Source organism: Myroides sp. ZB35 (assembly GCF_001865835.1).
GTDB classification, from domain to species: Bacteria; Bacteroidota; Bacteroidia; order Flavobacteriales; family Flavobacteriaceae; genus Flavobacterium; species Flavobacterium odoratimimum.
This window is the reverse complement of record NZ_CP017769.1, coordinates 1,156,145-1,172,146: the sequence shown is the minus strand read 5'-3', so window position 1 is coordinate 1,172,146 and position 16,002 is coordinate 1,156,145. Positions and strand designations below refer to the sequence as shown.

General features: G+C 36.4%; 13 protein-coding genes. 9 read left to right on the top strand and 4 right to left on the bottom strand.

Annotation, left to right across the window (positions count from 1 at the left end; genetic code table 11):
• Positions 1-12 precede the first annotated feature (12 nt).
• The 8 genes from BK054_RS05315 (at position 13) to BK054_RS05280 (ending at position 12,638) form a co-directional block, all read left to right on the top strand.
• The gene (locus BK054_RS05315; protein ID WP_071307026.1) at positions 13-1,206 is read left to right on the top strand and encodes a DUF2062 domain-containing protein; all 1,194 of its coding nucleotides are present in this window, start codon (positions 13-15) and stop codon (positions 1,204-1,206) included.
• On the top strand, positions 1,206-4,868 hold the full coding sequence (locus tag BK054_RS05310) for a 1-acyl-sn-glycerol-3-phosphate acyltransferase (RefSeq protein WP_071307025.1): 3,663 nt from the start codon (positions 1,206-1,208) through the stop codon (positions 4,866-4,868). Before BK054_RS05315 ends, BK054_RS05310 begins: the two co-directional genes overlap by 1 nt.
• Positions 4,869-4,873: 5 nt before the next feature.
• Positions 4,874-6,412 carry a phytoene desaturase family protein gene (locus BK054_RS05305; RefSeq protein ID WP_071307024.1) on the top strand — a complete coding sequence of 513 codons (1,539 nt, stop codon included), beginning with the start codon at positions 4,874-4,876 and terminating at the stop codon, positions 6,410-6,412.
• Complete coding sequence (locus tag BK054_RS05300) at positions 6,396-8,051, top strand: C45 family peptidase (RefSeq protein WP_071307630.1); 1,656 nt, start codon at positions 6,396-6,398, stop codon at positions 8,049-8,051. Before BK054_RS05305 ends, BK054_RS05300 begins: the two co-directional genes overlap by 17 nt.
• Positions 8,051-9,343, top strand: coding sequence for a phenylacetate--CoA ligase family protein (locus BK054_RS05295; RefSeq protein WP_006266004.1), 1,293 nt, complete (start codon positions 8,051-8,053; stop codon positions 9,341-9,343). The genes BK054_RS05300 and BK054_RS05295 overlap by 1 nt, the downstream gene beginning before the upstream one ends.
• A 94-nt stretch (positions 9,344-9,437) precedes the next feature.
• Positions 9,438-10,952, top strand: coding sequence for a glutamate--tRNA ligase (gene gltX / locus BK054_RS05290; RefSeq protein ID WP_071307023.1), 1,515 nt, complete (start codon positions 9,438-9,440; stop codon positions 10,950-10,952).
• Between the two features lie 110 nt (positions 10,953-11,062).
• A complete protein-coding gene (locus tag BK054_RS05285; RefSeq protein WP_058700016.1) occupies positions 11,063-11,578 on the top strand; it encodes a hypothetical protein in 516 nt (171 codons plus the stop codon).
• Positions 11,579-11,651: 73 nt separating this feature from the next.
• Positions 11,652-12,638 carry an SPFH domain-containing protein gene (locus tag BK054_RS05280; RefSeq protein WP_006260463.1) on the top strand — a complete coding sequence of 329 codons (987 nt, stop codon included), beginning with the start codon at positions 11,652-11,654 and terminating at the stop codon, positions 12,636-12,638.
• Between the two features lie 46 nt (positions 12,639-12,684).
• Here the strand turns inward: BK054_RS05280 and BK054_RS05275 are convergent, their stop codons facing one another.
• From BK054_RS05275 to BK054_RS05260, 4 genes are all read right to left on the bottom strand, one after another.
• Positions 12,685-12,936 (bottom strand): DUF6327 family protein, encoded by a 252-nt coding sequence (locus BK054_RS05275; protein WP_006257944.1) that lies wholly within the window; start codon positions 12,934-12,936, stop codon positions 12,685-12,687.
• Positions 12,937-12,946: 10 nt separating this feature from the next.
• Positions 12,947-13,297, bottom strand: coding sequence for a phage holin family protein (locus tag BK054_RS05270; RefSeq protein WP_025125990.1), 351 nt, complete (start codon positions 13,295-13,297; stop codon positions 12,947-12,949).
• Positions 13,298-13,315: 18 nt separating this feature from the next.
• Entirely contained in the window at positions 13,316-13,657 is a 342-nt protein-coding gene (locus BK054_RS05265) for a YtxH domain-containing protein (RefSeq protein WP_006257946.1), read from the bottom strand.
• Positions 13,658-13,764: 107 nt separating this feature from the next.
• On the bottom strand, positions 13,765-15,447 hold the full coding sequence (locus BK054_RS05260; protein ID WP_006260462.1) for a glutamine--tRNA ligase/YqeY domain fusion protein: 1,683 nt from the start codon (positions 15,445-15,447) through the stop codon (positions 13,765-13,767).
• Positions 15,448-15,575: 128 nt separating this feature from the next.
• On the opposite strand from BK054_RS05260, the gene folB reads away from it, so the two are divergent.
• Positions 15,576-15,932, top strand: coding sequence for a dihydroneopterin aldolase (gene folB / locus BK054_RS05255; RefSeq protein WP_006257948.1), 357 nt, complete (start codon positions 15,576-15,578; stop codon positions 15,930-15,932).
• Positions 15,933-16,002 lie beyond the last annotated feature (70 nt).

Here is a 16,002-nt window from a genome sequence, read left to right as displayed (position 1 = left end):
GAAGATGAATAAATGAAAGAAGACCTTACCTTACCTAACATACATAATACCATAGGCGAATTGGGCATTTGTGTCTTGATTCCCACTTATAATAACCACAAGACTTTACGGCGTGTTATCGATGGAGTATTGTCTTATACGAATAAGATAATTGTCATTAACGATGGCTCTACAGATGATACCTCAGCTATTTTAGCAGATTATAACAGAGAGTTGCATACTATTCATTTACCAGAGAATAAGGGGAAAGGAAATGCACTGACTGTTGGGTTTAGAGAAGCTATACGCCAAGGGTATCAATATGCTATCACGATAGATAGTGATGGACAACATTATCCGAGTGATATTCCTGTGTTTGTCCAGGCGTTGATGGAGAGTGAAGAGAAGAACCTATTGCTTATTGGTTCTCGCAATATGGAGCAAGAGGGTGTACCGAAGAAGAGTAGCTTTGGCAACCGATTTTCTAACTTTTGGTTTTGGTTTGAGACGGGTATTACTTTGACAGATACTCAATCAGGGTATCGCTTATATCCTTTGCAGTCTTTGGCAAAGAAATATTACACAAATAAATTTGAATTCGAAATAGAGGTTATTGTGCGAGCAGCATGGAATGATGTAGCTGTGCGCAATGTACCTGTACAAGTACTCTATGATGAGTCTGAGCGGGTATCTCACTTTAGACCATTTAAGGACTTTACGCGTATTAGTATACTGAATACAGTTTTGGTAACCTTACTGTTGGTCTATATTATCCCAAGGAATTTTTTTAGACGTTTCAAAAAAAAAAGGTTTAAAGATTTTTTGAGAGAAGATATACTAGGAAGTGATGATTCGAATAGGGTCAAAGCGATATCTATAGGACTAGGGGTATTCATCGGTATAGCGCCACTGTGGGGACTACAGTCGTTCTTATCTATTTTTTTAGCTATCACATTCAGGTTGAATAAAGTGTTGGCATTTACGTTTTCGAATGTGAGTATACCACCGATGATACCTATTATCGTATTTGCATCTTTGCAGCTAGGATATTATTTGGTTCCACATGGGACGAAAGATATTATCTTAGATGAGTATTCTATAGCCTCTATGTCTGCACACTTAGTACAGTATCTAGTGGGAAGTATTGTCCTAGCAAGTGTAATGAGTGTACTGTTCGGAACAGTGAGTTATGTATTATTATCTGTATTCAATAAAAAAAGGAAGTAATGTCAAGTGTATTTTATCATATTTATAAATGGGGAGAGAAGAACAAAGTAATGTTCTTTATACTATCCTTACTTTTTGTGGTATTAACAGCTTATGGGGTTTTAAATATTAAGTTCGAAGAGGATATCACTCGTATATTACCAAAGAATGAAAAGACAAGCATTACTTCGAAAGTACTTAGTCAGCTGCGTTTCTCAGATAAGATATCAGTTATCATAGAGAAACAACAAGAGGGAACTACAGAAGACTTAGTGACGTTAGCTGATCAGTTCTTAGATTCTCTAGCGGTGAAGAACGAATATGTCAAGTCTATACAAGGCAAGGTAGATGATGAGAATATCAATGAAGCAATTAACTTTGTCTATGCACACTTGCCCCTGTTTTTAGAAGAAAGTGACTATGAAAAAATAGAAGCCAAACTGAATAATGATAGTTTAAAGCAAGTCGTAGAAGCCAACTATAAGACGCTAATCTCTCCTACGGGAATGGTAGCGAAGCAGTTCATACAGCGAGACCCAATGGGGATAGGCTTTATGGCACTACAGAAGCTGCAACAACTCAATATCGGTGATGACTTCCACCTTGTGGATGGGTATATCATGAACAAAGACGAGGATAAGCTACTCTTGTTCATTGATCCTGTATATGACGGTACAGAGACGGAGCACAATACTATTTTTATCAACTATTTAGAAGAGGTAAAAGAGAGCTTGAATGGAACGTATGCTGATAAAGTAAGTGTAGATTATTTCGGAGCTTCTTTTGTAGCTGTAGCTAATGCTAAGCAGATCAAGAGTGATATACAGAAGACCGTAGCTATATCTGTGACAGTGCTCATGGTTCTATTAGTAGCCTTTTATCGCAAACTATTTATTCCAGTCATACTGTTTATCCCGACTATATGTGCTGCATTAGTAGCCTTGTTTGTCTTGTATTTTATCAAGGATTCTATATCTGCTATATCGTTGAGTGTAGGGGCTATATTGATAGGAATTACGATAGACTACGCCCTGCATATTATGACACACTACAAGCATAGTGGAGATATAAAAGAAGTGTATAGAGAGATCACTAGACCTATCATAATGAGTTGTGCTACGACAGCCATTGCTTTTTTATGTCTAGTATTTGTGCATTCAGAAGCCTTAAAAGACTTGGGAATATTTGCGTCTATTACAGTGATGGCAGCAGGTCTATTCTCCTTGCTATTCATACCTCATCTGTATAAACCGTCTGAGAAAGATTTGGTAGGCAAGTCGAATACACTAATAGATAAAGTAGCTAAGTTTCCCTTTGATAAGAGTAAGTGGTTGTTTGGACTATGTCTTTTAGCGATTGTAGTAAGTTGTTTTACTTTTGACAAGACTACTTTCGATAAGGATTTGTCTTCGATGAACTACTTTCCAGAAGAATTAAAACAAGCAGAAGAAAAGCTCAATAGTACCTTAGATAGCAATAGTAAATCCTTGTATATAACGTGCTATGGAGAATCTGTAGATGATGTGGTAGAAGATAATGCACGACTAGCTCAGCACTTAAAGAGTGAGAAAGCAGATGGACATATCTTGCAGTATAGTTCACTAGGCAATATTGTATTATCTAAGAGTCAACAAGAGCAGAAGATTAAGCTTTGGGACACATTCTGGGCAAAGCAAGATATATCAAGTATAAAGCATACACTGATCAGAGAAGGACAGCGATATGACTTTATGGAAAGTACGTATGAGGGGTTCTATGATTTATTAGATACGAGCTTTGGTGTTATTCCAATTCAAGAATATATAAAGTTGAATCCTCAGATTATGGATGAGTTCTTCATAGAGAAGGATGGATTCTATACAATTAATACGTTGGTCAAAGTACAAGAAAACAATAGAGTTGCATTTGTCGATGAGTTAAAAGGGCCAGAAGAGTATTTGGTGATTGATAGGAAGGCTATTAATGAGACTTTCTTGAGTAATCTGGTGAAAGACTTTACGAGTTTGGTCAATTATTCTTTGATTGCTGTATTGTTGATTCTATGGTTTTTCTTTAGACGTATAGAGATGGTACTAGTGAGTATGGTACCGATCATCATTACCGGATTTATTACTACAGGTCTGATGGGACTGTTTCACATAGAGTTTAATATCTTTAGTTCGATCGTGTGTACCTTGATATTCGGTCAGGGAGTGGACTTCACTATATTTATGACGAATGCCTTGCAGAAAGAATATACAACGGGTAAGAATGAGAGTGTGATGTATCGTTCGTCTATTATCTTGGCTGTATTGACAACACTATTAGCTATAGGTACACTGATATTTGCGAAGCATCCAGCCTTGCGTTCTATCTCTGTAGTGTCTTTGATAGGATTGTCTGTATCGGCTATTTCGGCATTTGTATTATATCCTCGTTTATATCGCTTCTGTTTTACAAATAGACAGCAGAAAGGAAAGTCACCTATTACGTTGCGTTTAGTATTGTTTAGTATTGTATCATTTACCTATTTTGGGGTATGTGGTGTATTGTACTCTTTTATTGCAAGGATATTGATGTTCATATTGCCTATGCGAAAAGTAGTTAAGTTGAGGTTGTTTGGCAAGGGAATGTCTTTGTATATGGCTTCTGTATTATACTTAAACCCATTTGTGAAAAAAGGGATTATCAATAAGCAAAAAGAAGACTTCAAGAAGCCAGCAGTTATTATAGCTAATCATACGTCATTCTTAGATTCATTGACGATAGGAATGGTTAACTCAAATATAGTCTATCTAGTGAATGACTGGGTATATAAGTCACCTATCTTTGGTAGAGCGGTACAGATGGCTGGGTTCTATCCTGTATCTAATGGGGTAGATAATAGTGTAGAGCACTTAGAGGAACGTGTGAAACAAGGATTCTCGTTGATGATATTTCCTGAAGGAACACGCTCATTGACCAATGATGTACAGCGCTTCCACAAAGGAGCTTTCTTCTTAGCAGAGACCTTGAAGTTAGATATTATACCTATGTATATACATGGGAATGCTGAGGTTAATGGAAAGAGAGATTATATCATATATGGAGGGCACATTATTACTACAGTAGGAGAACGCATTACTTATGAAGATAGATCGTATGGTGAGGATTACTCAGAGCGAACAAAGAAGATAAGTAAATTCTACAAAGAACAGTTTAGAGTTATTAGAAGACAACTAGAGGATAAGAATTACTTTAGACGTAAATTGTTCTTAGGATATTTCTATAAAGAAGGCAGTATATTGAAAGAGGTGAAAGATGATTTTAAGCATTATGCAGAGGACTATTATGAATTGGATAATCACTTGTCTGACAAAGAGAAGATATTGCATGTGGGAGAGGACTATGGACAGATTAATTTCTTGTTAACTTTACAACAGAGCAAGCGCAAAGTGTATGCTTATATTCAAGATGATTACAAGCGTAGCGTAGCACAAACCAATTATGTAACAAAGTGTAGAACGGTAGAATATATAACTGATGTACTTGAAATAGATGGTAGTGTCAACACGATGTTAGTATCTACAATAGTAAGTAGTGAAGTACCTACTACTATCCATAAGATAGTAGTGTTACATAGAAAAGTAAAGGAGTATGTACCTGATAGAAGTTTCAAATTATCTGTACAGAATGAATATATCAGTGTGTATCTAAGAGAATAAAAGTTATGGAGAAGAAGTATGATGTAGTTGTGATAGGAAGCGGTCTGGGGGGATTAGCTTCTGCTGTAATATTAGCAAAAGAAGGAAAGAAAGTCTGCGTACTGGAGAAGAACATACAGTATGGAGGTAACCTACAGACGTTCGCTCGTGATAAGTCTGTGTTCGATACAGGGGTACACTATATCGGAGGTCTAGATGTCGGTGAGAATCTGTATAAGTATTTCTCTTATCTAGAGATTATGGATAAGTTGAAACTATATCGCTTAGATGAGAATGGATATGACTTTATCTCCTTTGAAGACGAAATGATTGATTATCCACATGCACAAGGGTATGAAAACTTTGTGCAACAATTACTTGTGTTCTTCCCCGAAGAAGAGGTCGCACTGCGAAAGTATTGTGATACTATCAATGATATCTGTCACCGCTTCCCGATGTATTACCTCGAAGGAGGGAAAGGATATGACGAGAATATCGTAAGTATTAAGTTGATCGATTTCTTAGATGAAATAACAAGTAATGAAAAGTTAAAAGCAGTGCTTATAGGTTCTAACTTTTTATACGTAGCAGATAAGGAGAAGACACCCTTATATGTACATGCCTTGACAGTCAATTCTTACATACAGAGTGCTTGGAGATGTGTCAATGGAGGAAGTCAAATCAGTAGAGCACTTATCAAAGTACTGAAGAGTTATGGAGGAGAGATCTACAAGAATAAAGAAGTTGTAGGTTTTGTTTTTGACAACCAACAATTGGCTTCATGTAAGACAGCAGATGGGATGCAGTATACGGCAGATCAGTTTGTTTCTAATATTAACTTGAAGCACACGATACGCATGGTAGGGACAGAGAGTTTCTCTAAACCATTTGTAAAGCGTATTATGAGTTTAGAGGAGGTACCTTCGGTATTCTCACTTTACATTGTGTTTAAGAAGGAGAGTTACCCTTATCAGAATAGCAATATATACCACTACAACAGTATAGAGGATGTATGGGATACACATCACAAAGCAGCAGGTAGATGGCCTAACTTATTAGTGGCTTCTATGAACTGTACTTCTCCTGCACAAGAGTGGGCAGATAGTATGACGGTGATGACCTATATGGATTTCGATGAAGTCAAGCAGTGGGAAGAGACCTATAATGTATCGACGATAAAGAATCTAGGAACTAGAGGAACTAGTTATGAAGATTTTAAACGAGAAAAAGAGCAACTTCTATTAGCTAAGTTAGAGTCTAAATATCCTGGTATCTGCGGGGCTATAAAGAGTGTTCATTCCTCTTCGCCCTTGACTTATAGAGATTTTATAGGGTCAGAACGAGGAAATATGTACGGATTTATCAAGGATGCTAATAGCCCTATGAAGACATTTATCTCTCCGAGATCGAAGATAGGCAACTTATTCTTCTCAGGGCAGAATGTGCGTATGCACGGAGTAATGGGAGTGACTATAGGTGCATTTGTAACTTGTCTAGAGATGGTAGATAAAGATTCTTTGCTTACGAAACTCAATAAGTATAGAGATGATGAAGCATTGGTATAGATATATTGGGACTCTAATCATATGTGCCTTACTAGGAAGTTGTGGTGTAAAGAAAGGATTGAAAGATGTTCCTATTCTAGAAGGATGGGATGCCGCTACGCCAGAAGTTAGTATCATACAGGATAGTATTCGCATAACTGATAAAGGCTTTTTAAGTAAGAATAAACAACAATTATGGGAATTGTATGTTAGTGGTGATCCTTATCAAATTGGATTAAATACAGGAGCTCTAACAAAGGATTTGTATCAAAAGCAAGAAACAATCTTCTTCTCAAAAGTAGAGGAGTTTGTACCAGCAGGATTTAAACAGAGGATGTTGATTAAACTATTGAAGTATTACAATAGAGACTTATATCAATATATTCCGAATGAGTATAAAGCTGAGATATACGGACTAAGTAAGTATGCTACTACCCGATTTGATTTCTTAGGACCAGCTTACCAGCGCAATCTTTATCTTCACGGAGCGCATGACATAGGACATGCTTTTCAGGATCTAGCTTTAGTAGGATGTACATCTCTTGCAGTATGGGATGAGAACTCTGCTGATGGTGGATTGTTGATAGGGAGAAACTTTGACTTCTATGTAGGAGATGATTTTGCAGAGAATAAGATTATCGCTTTTATACAACCTGATAAAGGCAATGCGTTTATGTCTGTGACATGGGGAGGTATGACAGGTGTGGTATCAGGAATGAATGAAAAGGGACTTACTGTAACACTAAATGCTGGAAAGTCTTCTATCCCACTGAAGGCAAAAACACCTATCTCTGTAGTAGCTCGTGAAATATTACAATATGCTGATAATATAGAACAAGCGATCGCCATTGCTAAGACAAAGAAAGTATTTGTATCTGAGTCTATCATGGTGGGAAGTGCGGCAGATAGAAAGGCAATATTGATAGAGATAGCGCCTAAGAACTTTGGGGTATATGACGTAGCGAATAGCAGTGCATTAATCTGCTCGAACCACTTCCAGAGTGACGCCTTTAAAAAGGATAAGCGAAATACCAAACAAATCGAAGAGAGTCACTCGCAATACAGATGGGATAAGGTCAGTGAGTATGTACATAATGCTGAGGTGTTGACTCCTCAGAAGATGGTAGAGATACTCAGAGATACAAAAGGACTAAATGGAAAGGAAATAGGATATGGAAATGAGAAGGCATTGAATCAACTCTTAGCACACCATGGTATTGTCTTTCAACCTGAGAAAAGACTCGTATGGATATCTTCTAATCCTTATCAACTAGGAGAGTTCGTTGCGTATGATTTGAATGAGATTTTTAGTAAAGAAAATAGAGGTTATCATTTAGGGATTGATAGTTTAACGATAGCCAAAGACAAGTTTATCGATAGTAATGCGTTTAAAGATTATGAACGCTTTAGAGTAGAAGACCAAGTCTTTCAGCAAGTGATAAAGGATAAGGAAAAAGTCTCAGAGGAATACATTAAAACGTATCAGGCGTTGAATCCTGAGTATTGGTTAGTCTATTACCGTACAGCATTGTATTATATGCAAAAGAAGCAGTATTCTTTAGCTCGTGAAGAGTTTAATACAGCGCTGACTAAAGAAGTGACAACCTTACCTGCCGAACAGAAAATAAAGAAGTATTTAAAGAAAATAAGAAATAAGTAATGGAAAGTTCTCGTATAGATTATCAACCTAAAGAAGATATTCTGAAATATCAAGAGCAAAGGCTACAAGAAGTCTTAGCTTATGTCAATGAATACTCTCCTTTCTATAAAACTTTGTTTAAAGAGAAAGGTATTGATATAGCTACTATTAAAACAATAGAAGATTTACAGCAATTACCTTTGACAACTAAAGATGATTTGCAGAGACAGAATGATGCTTTCTTCTGTGTACCTAAAACTTCTATTATTGATTATGCCACTACTTCGGGAACATTGGGAGACCCTGTTACATTTGGGTTGACCGATGGTGATTTGGAGCGATTAGCAGAGAATGAGTATCAATCCTTTAAGTGTGCAGGGGTACAACAGGGGGATGTGGTACAGCTGATGACAACAATCGATAGACGGTTTATGGCAGGATTAGCTTATTTCTTAGGGTTGAGAAAGCTAGGGGCTGGAGTTATTCGTGTAGGAGCTGGTATCCCACAACTACAATGGGACTCTATCTTACAGTATCAACCAAAGTATTTAATAGCTGTTCCTTCATTTTTATTGAAGTTGATAGACTATGCCGAGAAGAATGACATAGACTATAATAAAAGTAGTGTAAAAGGCGTAATCTGTATTGGAGAAGCGCTTCGTAAGGATGATTTGACACCTTCTGTTTTGGCTCAGCGAATCACAGAGAAGTGGGATATTAAATTATATTCAACATATGCTTCTACAGAGATGGGAGCGGCATTTACAGAATGTGAGTTTACACAAGGAGGACATGTGAATCCGGAGTTGATTATCACTGAAGTATTAGATGACGAGAATCATGTAGTAGCAGATGGAGAATTAGGAGAGTTGACGGTGACTACATTGGGGGTTGAGGCGCTGCCTTTAATCCGTTTTAAGACAGGTGACATGGTGCGTAAACATGTATCTCCTTGTCGTTGTGGTAGACATACTTATCGCTTAGGACCTGTAGAAGGACGCAAGAGACATATGATAAAATATAAAGGGACGACATTATATCCACCTGCAATAGTAGATTTGTTGAATTCTTTTCCTCAGATTAAGTTACATCTTATAGAAGTTTCTACAAATGATATCGGAACAGATGAGATAGTAATTCGCATTGTGACTGAAGATACGAGTCAAGAATTCTCTAAGAATATCAAAGATACCTTTAGAGCTAAACTACGTGTAGCACCTAAAGTAGTCTTTGAAGCATTTGATACACTGCAACCTATCGTGTTTAATCCAATGAGTCGTAAACCTATTACATTTATTGATAAACGCGTTTGATCTATTTAGAAATAGATAGAGTAGTAAAATATTATACTAAATATCAGTAGATAAATGGCCTTAGTATTTATCTTTGTAAAAAATTTTAAACAAAATGGCTAAGCAAGTTCGCGTGCGTTTTGCACCAAGTCCAACTGGACCATTACACATTGGTGGCGTAAGAACCGCATTATTCAATTATTTATTCGCTAAAAAGCACAACGGAGTATTCTATATCAGAATAGAGGATACTGACCAAAATCGTTTTGTACCAGGAGCTGAGGCTTATATATTAGAAGCTTTAGAATGGTTAGGGATTTCACCTGATGAGACTATCGGTAAGAATGAAAAGTTCGGACCTTATAGACAGAGTGAACGCAAGGAATTGTACAAACAATATGCTGATCAACTAATCGAGAGTGGATGGGCATACTACGCTTTTGATACTGCTGAAGAATTAGACGAATTAAGAAAAGTAGCTGAAGCTGAAGGAAAGACATTTATATATAATCATACGAATAGAGAGCAGCTGAGTACTTCTCTTAAATTAAGTAAAGAAGAAGTGGATACTAAGATAGCTAATGGTGAGGCTTATGTTATCCGCTTTAAGACTCCTGTAGGTGAGACTTTACATCTAAAAGATATTATCAGAGGTGATATCAAGTTCGAAACGAGCTTATTAGATGATAAGGTGTTGTATAAAAGTGATGGGATGCCGACATATCACTTAGCTAATATCGTGGATGACCACCTAATGGAGACATCACACGTGATTAGAGGTGAAGAGTGGTTACCTTCTCTTCCACTACACGAGTTGTTATACAAAGCATTCGGATGGGAAGCTCCTGAGTTCGCTCACCTTCCTCTAATCCTTAAGCCAGTAGGTAACGGTAAGTTATCTAAGCGTGATGGAGATAAACTAGGATTCCCTGTGTTCCCATTAGATTGGCAAGATCCTACATCTGGAGAGAAGTCTTCTGGATATAGAGAGAGAGGATTCTACCCTGAGACAGTGGTAAACTTCCTTGCTTTATTAGGATGGAATGACGGTACAGATCAAGAGATTTTCTCTTTAGAAGAGCTAGTAGAGAAGTTCGATTTAACACGTGTACACAAGGCAGGTGCTAAGTTTGACCCAGAGAAGAACAAATGGTTTAACCAACACTATCTGAAACTACAGAGCGATGCTGACTTAGCTAAGGCATACCAAGTAATCTTAAAAGATAACGGTATCGAAGCGACAGATGCTTATGTAGAGAAAGTAGTAGGATTAATCAAAGAGAGAGCAACATTCGTAGCTGATTTCTATGAGCTGAGTGATTTCTTCTTCGTAAAACCAACAGCATACGATGCTAAGGCATTAAAGAATTGGAAAGAAGATACATCTGATATTATGACACAAGTGTCTGAAGTAATAAAAGGTATCGAGACATTCGAAGCGAAGAATATAGAGTCTATCGTGAAGGATTGGATCAATGAGCAAGGCATCGGAATGGGGAAAGTGATGCAACCACTTCGCCTTAGTCTAGTAGGTGCTGTGAAGGGACCAGACTTATTTGACATCATCGAGATGATCAGTAAAGAGGAGACTATAGAGAGAATAGCTATCGCTGTAGAAGCGAATAAATAAGATATAGAAGAGGTATGAACATCGTTCAAACCTCTTTTTTTATTATTACATATTCTGTGATATTTTGGATATAAATGCCTAAATTTAGGTGTGTATTAAAACGTAATGCTATGAAAAAGGTCGGTTATATTATTTTATTTCTATTCACAGGTTTAGTATTTAATGGATGTTCTAGTGATGATAATGGTGGCTCTAGCGCTGAGAGTGAATGGATAAAATTTGTTCAAAAGCACTTGATTGGGGAATGGACACCTCAGCAGATAGAGGTAAAACCCATTATAGGACAGGCAGTATTTAGCTCTCCTTATCCTCATACTCCTAACTGTAACAAAGATCTATTAGTCCTTCAGAAGGACTTTACAGGTAACTTCGATCACTATGTACAGGGCTGTCAGGTGAGCAAAACCAACTTCAAATGGAATCACAGATTAGGCGAATTGAGTTTTACACTAGATAACGGTAGTGAGATACCGATGATCTTATTAAAAAAGTCAGAGAAGGCTCTCGTACTTGCAGTTCCGGCTAAGGCTGTAAAAGAGTATCTTATCCCTTTATTTCCAGACATAGAGTATATAGAGGATAGTCAATTGAACCTGCTTTTTGCTAATATTATACTGACAAAGTAATAAATAATGAATTATTCTTTTAAATAAGGATATAAATATTTATTTTAACAGAATAATTCATAAAAATTGCACTATGACACCAATGTACTTTATAGTCGGAGCGGTAATTATATTATTACTTCTTGGCTTTTTTACGGTGAAGCAGCAGTCAGCTGTGATCATTGAACGATTCGGAAGATTTAATAGTATTAGACATTCTGGATTACAAATTAAAATACCTTTTGTGGATAGAAAGGCAGGAGTAGTAAATCTTCGTATCCAACAATTAGATGTATTAATCGAGACTAAAACGAAAGATAACGTATTCGTTAAACTGAAAGTTTCTATTCAGTTTAAGGTTATCCAAGATAGAGTAGAAGATGCGTTCTATAAGCTAGAATATCCTCATGATCAGATTACTTCGTATGTATTCGACGTAGTGCGTGCAGAAGTACCTAAGCTGATCTTAGATGATGTGTTCGAGCGAAAAGATAATATCGCTATCGCGGTGAAACGCGAATTAAATGAAGCAATGACAACATACGGATATGATATCATCAATACACTAATCACGGATATCGACCCTGATATCCAGGTAAAAAATGCGATGAATCGTATTAATGCAGCGGATAGAGAGAAAGTAGCTGCTGAATATGAAGCAGAAGCAAGTAGAATCCGCATCGTAGCAAAAGCAAAAGCTGAGGCTGAATCTAAGCGCTTACAAGGACAGGGTATCGCTGATCAACGTAGAGAGATCGCACAAGGACTAGTAGAGAGTGTGGATGTATTAAATAAAGTAGGTATTAACTCACAAGAAGCTTCTGCGCTAATCGTGGTTACGCAACACTATGATACGTTACAGTCTGTAGGAGCAGATAGCCGTTCTAACTTAATCCTATTACCAAATGCTCCATCAGCAGCGAGCGATATGCTTACGAATATGGTAGCTTCATTTGCAGCTAGTAGCAAGATAAAAGAAATGAGTACTATGGAAGGTGTTTCTAAGCGTTCTGAGGACTTTTCTTCTAAAGAATATAATGATTACTCATCAAGCTATGAAGATGGCTTAGAAGATGAATAAATACAAAAAGGGCTCCATCTATATGGAGCCCTTTCTTATTAAAAAACTATTTGTTTTTAGTTCTATTCTTAAAGAAGTATTTTAAAGCAGTTGTTATTAAAAACGCTTGAATATTACTCGAACCTTTTACATAAGATGTAACTGAGCCTAATGTATTTCTAACGACTCTATCAGGTGATAATTCTGTTTTTATATTATCTACTGCTCTAAAGACTTTGTGATAGTGTATATCTTTTTTCAGTTTTAGAACTTCTAGATCATATTTGATTTCTTCAAAAGAAGAATAAGACTTTCTCATCGTACCAGTTTTAATCGTTAAATATTATCTCAGATAACTTTCTAAGAAATGGTTTCTCTACTAGAGGTTTTCTAAATAGATAAGCTAATACAGCTATCAGCATATAGAATGCTGCTACTAGTAAAAAACCTAGAGCTGTACTCTCAAGACAAGCTGCTAAAGCATAAGCTGCAAATAAAGATAAGAAAAGTAGAGACATCATAACAAACAGACATACTAGAAGTAAAGTCATAAACTTGCTCCCAGCTTTGGCTGTAATTTTAAACCCCCATAAGCGATAGTAATCTAAACTTGTATTGATAAACTCTTCAGAGTTAGTCTTAATGTCGTCTAGATTCTCTTTTATATCCTTAAATGCCATTTCTTATATACTACTTGATTACTTCTTAGCGTTTTCAGCTATACTGTTTCCTTTAGACTTTAACTCTGCTAATTTTTTTTCTAAAGCAGCGATAACATCATCTTTTTTGTCTTCTGTATGAGCTAAAAACTCATCAAATCCAGCTTCGAAATCTTGTTTCTTTTTTGCTACAGTTTGACGTACTTGTTTTTTTAATTCATCAATTTTATCACTTAAATCATCTTTTGACTCATTAAATGTTTTTTTGATTTTTTTACGTGTTTTTTTTCCTTCGTCAGGTGCAAATAATATTCCTAGACCTGCTCCTACTACTACTCCAGCTAATACTGCGATAGTTGTATTTCCTAAATGATTTGACATAGCTTTTAATTTTTAAAATGATTAATACTCTAAGGTATAAAAAAAGCAGTGTTTTAACCGTTAATTTTTAGTTAAAACACTGCTTTTGTGTAATTTTTATAGAAGTATTACTTTTGTTCTACTTTTGCCCAAGTATCTCTTAAACCTACGGTTTTATTGAATACTAGCGCTTCTGGAGTACTGTTTTTATCTACACAGAAATAGCCTAAACGTTGGAATTGGAATTTATCTCCTTCTACCGCTGTACTTAGACTTGGTTCTAGATATCCTTTCACTACCTCTAATGAGTTAGGATTGATAAAATCTAAGAAGTCTACCTCCTTATTACCATCAGGGTTCTCATCTACGAATAGACGGTCATAGATACGCACTTCTGCTTCTACTGCATGAGGTACAGATACCCAGTGTATAGTTCCTTTTACTTTTCGCTTGCTCGCTTCAGATCCACTACCACTTCTACTGTCAGCATCATAAGTAGCGTGTATCTCAGTGATGTTGCCATTCTCGTCTTTTACTACGCTTTCACCTTTGATGATATAAGCATTTTTAAGGCGTACTTCTTTTCCTAAAGTCAATCTAAAGAATTTGCTATTCGCTTCTTCTTTGAAGTCTTCTCTTTCGATATAAAGCTCTTTAGAGAAAGGAACTTTACGGAAAGTCATTACTTCTTCTTCAGGATTATTCTCTGCATCTAGCCACTCTTCTTGTCCTTCTGGATAGTTAGTAATTACTAGTTTTACAGGATCTAATACTGCCATCACACGAGGAGCTATCTTATTAAGGTCTTCTCTAATGCAGAATTCTAATAGAGATACATCGATAAGGTTATCACGCTTAGCGATACCTATCGTATCAGCATAGTTTCTAATAGAAGCTGCTGTGTATCCTCTTCTTCTCAGTCCTGATATCGTAGACATACGTGGGTCATCCCATCCTGTCACGTGTCCTTCGCTTACTAGACGAGCTAGCTTACGCTTACTTACTACTGTATGTGATAAGTTTCTTCTAGCGAATTCGCGTTGTTTAGGTCTGATATTATTCTCATCTACCACTTGATCTAAGAACCAATCATATAACTCTCTATGAGGTAAGAACTCTAATGTACAGAATGAATGTGAGATGCTCTCTAAGTAGTCACTCTCTCCGTGAGCCCAGTCATACATAGGGTATATACACCAATCATTATTCGTTCTGTGGTGTGCTTTTTTCATGATTCTATACATGATAGGATCACGCATAAGCATATTTGTATGTGCCATGTCTATCTTAGCACGTAAAATATGAGTTCCTTCTTCAAATTCGCCATTCTTCATTCTTTCGAATAAATCAAGGTTTTCTTCTACAGATCTATTTCTATATGGACTATCTACACCTACTGTAGATGGAGTACCTTTTTGCTGAGCCATTTCTTCAGAAGTTTGGCTATCAACATAAGCTTTACCGTCCTTAATCATTTGGACAGCCCAGTCGTATAGCTGTTGGAAATAGTCAGATGCATAAACTTCATTTGCCCATTTGTACCCTAGCCACTCTACGTCTTGCTTGATTGCGTCAACAAACTCCTGTTCTTCTTTAGAAGGATTGGTATCATCAAAGCGCAAGTTCACAGGCGCATTGTATTTAAGACCTAATCCAAAGTTTAAACAAATAGAACTCGCGTGACCTAAATGCAAATAACCATTAGGCTCAGGCGGAAAACGGAAATGAAGTTTTTCTGTTGGCAAACCATTCTTGATATCTTCTTCAATGATTTGCTCAATAAAGTTTAATGATTTCTCTTTTGTTGACATGGAAATAATTATTATAACTACAAAGGTATCAAAAAACTAATCAAAAGCTGATAGTCTTTTAGCATATTATGAATTATAGGAGGCAAATAATTTGTACTTTTAGCCATTATTAAACAAACAAATGTGTTATGGGAATAATTAGATTAAACAATATTAGAACGTTTTCTTTTCATGGATGTATGGATGAAGAGGCAAAAATAGGTTCGGATTACCGAGTAGATTTAATTGCGAAAGGAGATTTTACGATGGCTGCTTCTACAGATGATTTGAAACATTCTATAGACTATGTTCACTTAAATACAATCGTGAAGGAAGAGATGGCTATTCGATCTAAGTTATTAGAGCATGTAGCACAACGAATCATCGATAGAGTAATCCTAGAAATAAGAATGGTAGAAGAAATAACAGTATTAGTTTCTAAAATAAACCCTCCTGTAGGTGGTGATGTAGAATATGTAACGGTTGAAATGCAAGGAGTTAGATAATATCGTCTTGAATTGTTGTAAAAAAGTACATTAATTGGTTTTGAAATATCAAAATATTTAGTAAGTTTGC

Bases quoted from the DNA above. Each gene is read 5' to 3' on its own strand.
- BK054_RS05260 (WP_006260462.1), bottom strand. From the start codon at position 15,447: ATGTCAACAAAAGAGAAATCATTAAACTTTATTGAGCAAATCATTGAA.
- BK054_RS05280 (WP_006260463.1), top strand. From the start codon at position 11,652: ATGACACCAATGTACTTTATAGTCGGAGCGGTAATTATATTATTACTT.
- folB (WP_006257948.1), top strand. From the start codon at position 15,576: ATGGGAATAATTAGATTAAACAATATTAGAACGTTTTCTTTTCATGGA.
- gltX (WP_071307023.1), top strand. From the start codon at position 9,438: ATGGCTAAGCAAGTTCGCGTGCGTTTTGCACCAAGTCCAACTGGACCA.
- BK054_RS05315 (WP_071307026.1), top strand. From the start codon at position 13: ATGAAAGAAGACCTTACCTTACCTAACATACATAATACCATAGGCGAA.
- BK054_RS05285 (WP_058700016.1), top strand. From the start codon at position 11,063: ATGAAAAAGGTCGGTTATATTATTTTATTTCTATTCACAGGTTTAGTA.
- BK054_RS05265 (WP_006257946.1), bottom strand. From the start codon at position 13,657: ATGTCAAATCATTTAGGAAATACAACTATCGCAGTATTAGCTGGAGTA.
- BK054_RS05310 (WP_071307025.1), top strand. From the start codon at position 1,206: ATGTCAAGTGTATTTTATCATATTTATAAATGGGGAGAGAAGAACAAA.
- BK054_RS05300 (WP_071307630.1), top strand. From the start codon at position 6,396: ATGAAGCATTGGTATAGATATATTGGGACTCTAATCATATGTGCCTTA.
- BK054_RS05305 (WP_071307024.1), top strand. From the start codon at position 4,874: ATGGAGAAGAAGTATGATGTAGTTGTGATAGGAAGCGGTCTGGGGGGA.
- BK054_RS05270 (WP_025125990.1), bottom strand. From the start codon at position 13,297: ATGGCATTTAAGGATATAAAAGAGAATCTAGACGACATTAAGACTAAC.
- BK054_RS05275 (WP_006257944.1), bottom strand. From the start codon at position 12,936: ATGAGAAAGTCTTATTCTTCTTTTGAAGAAATCAAATATGATCTAGAA.
- BK054_RS05295 (WP_006266004.1), top strand. From the start codon at position 8,051: ATGGAAAGTTCTCGTATAGATTATCAACCTAAAGAAGATATTCTGAAA.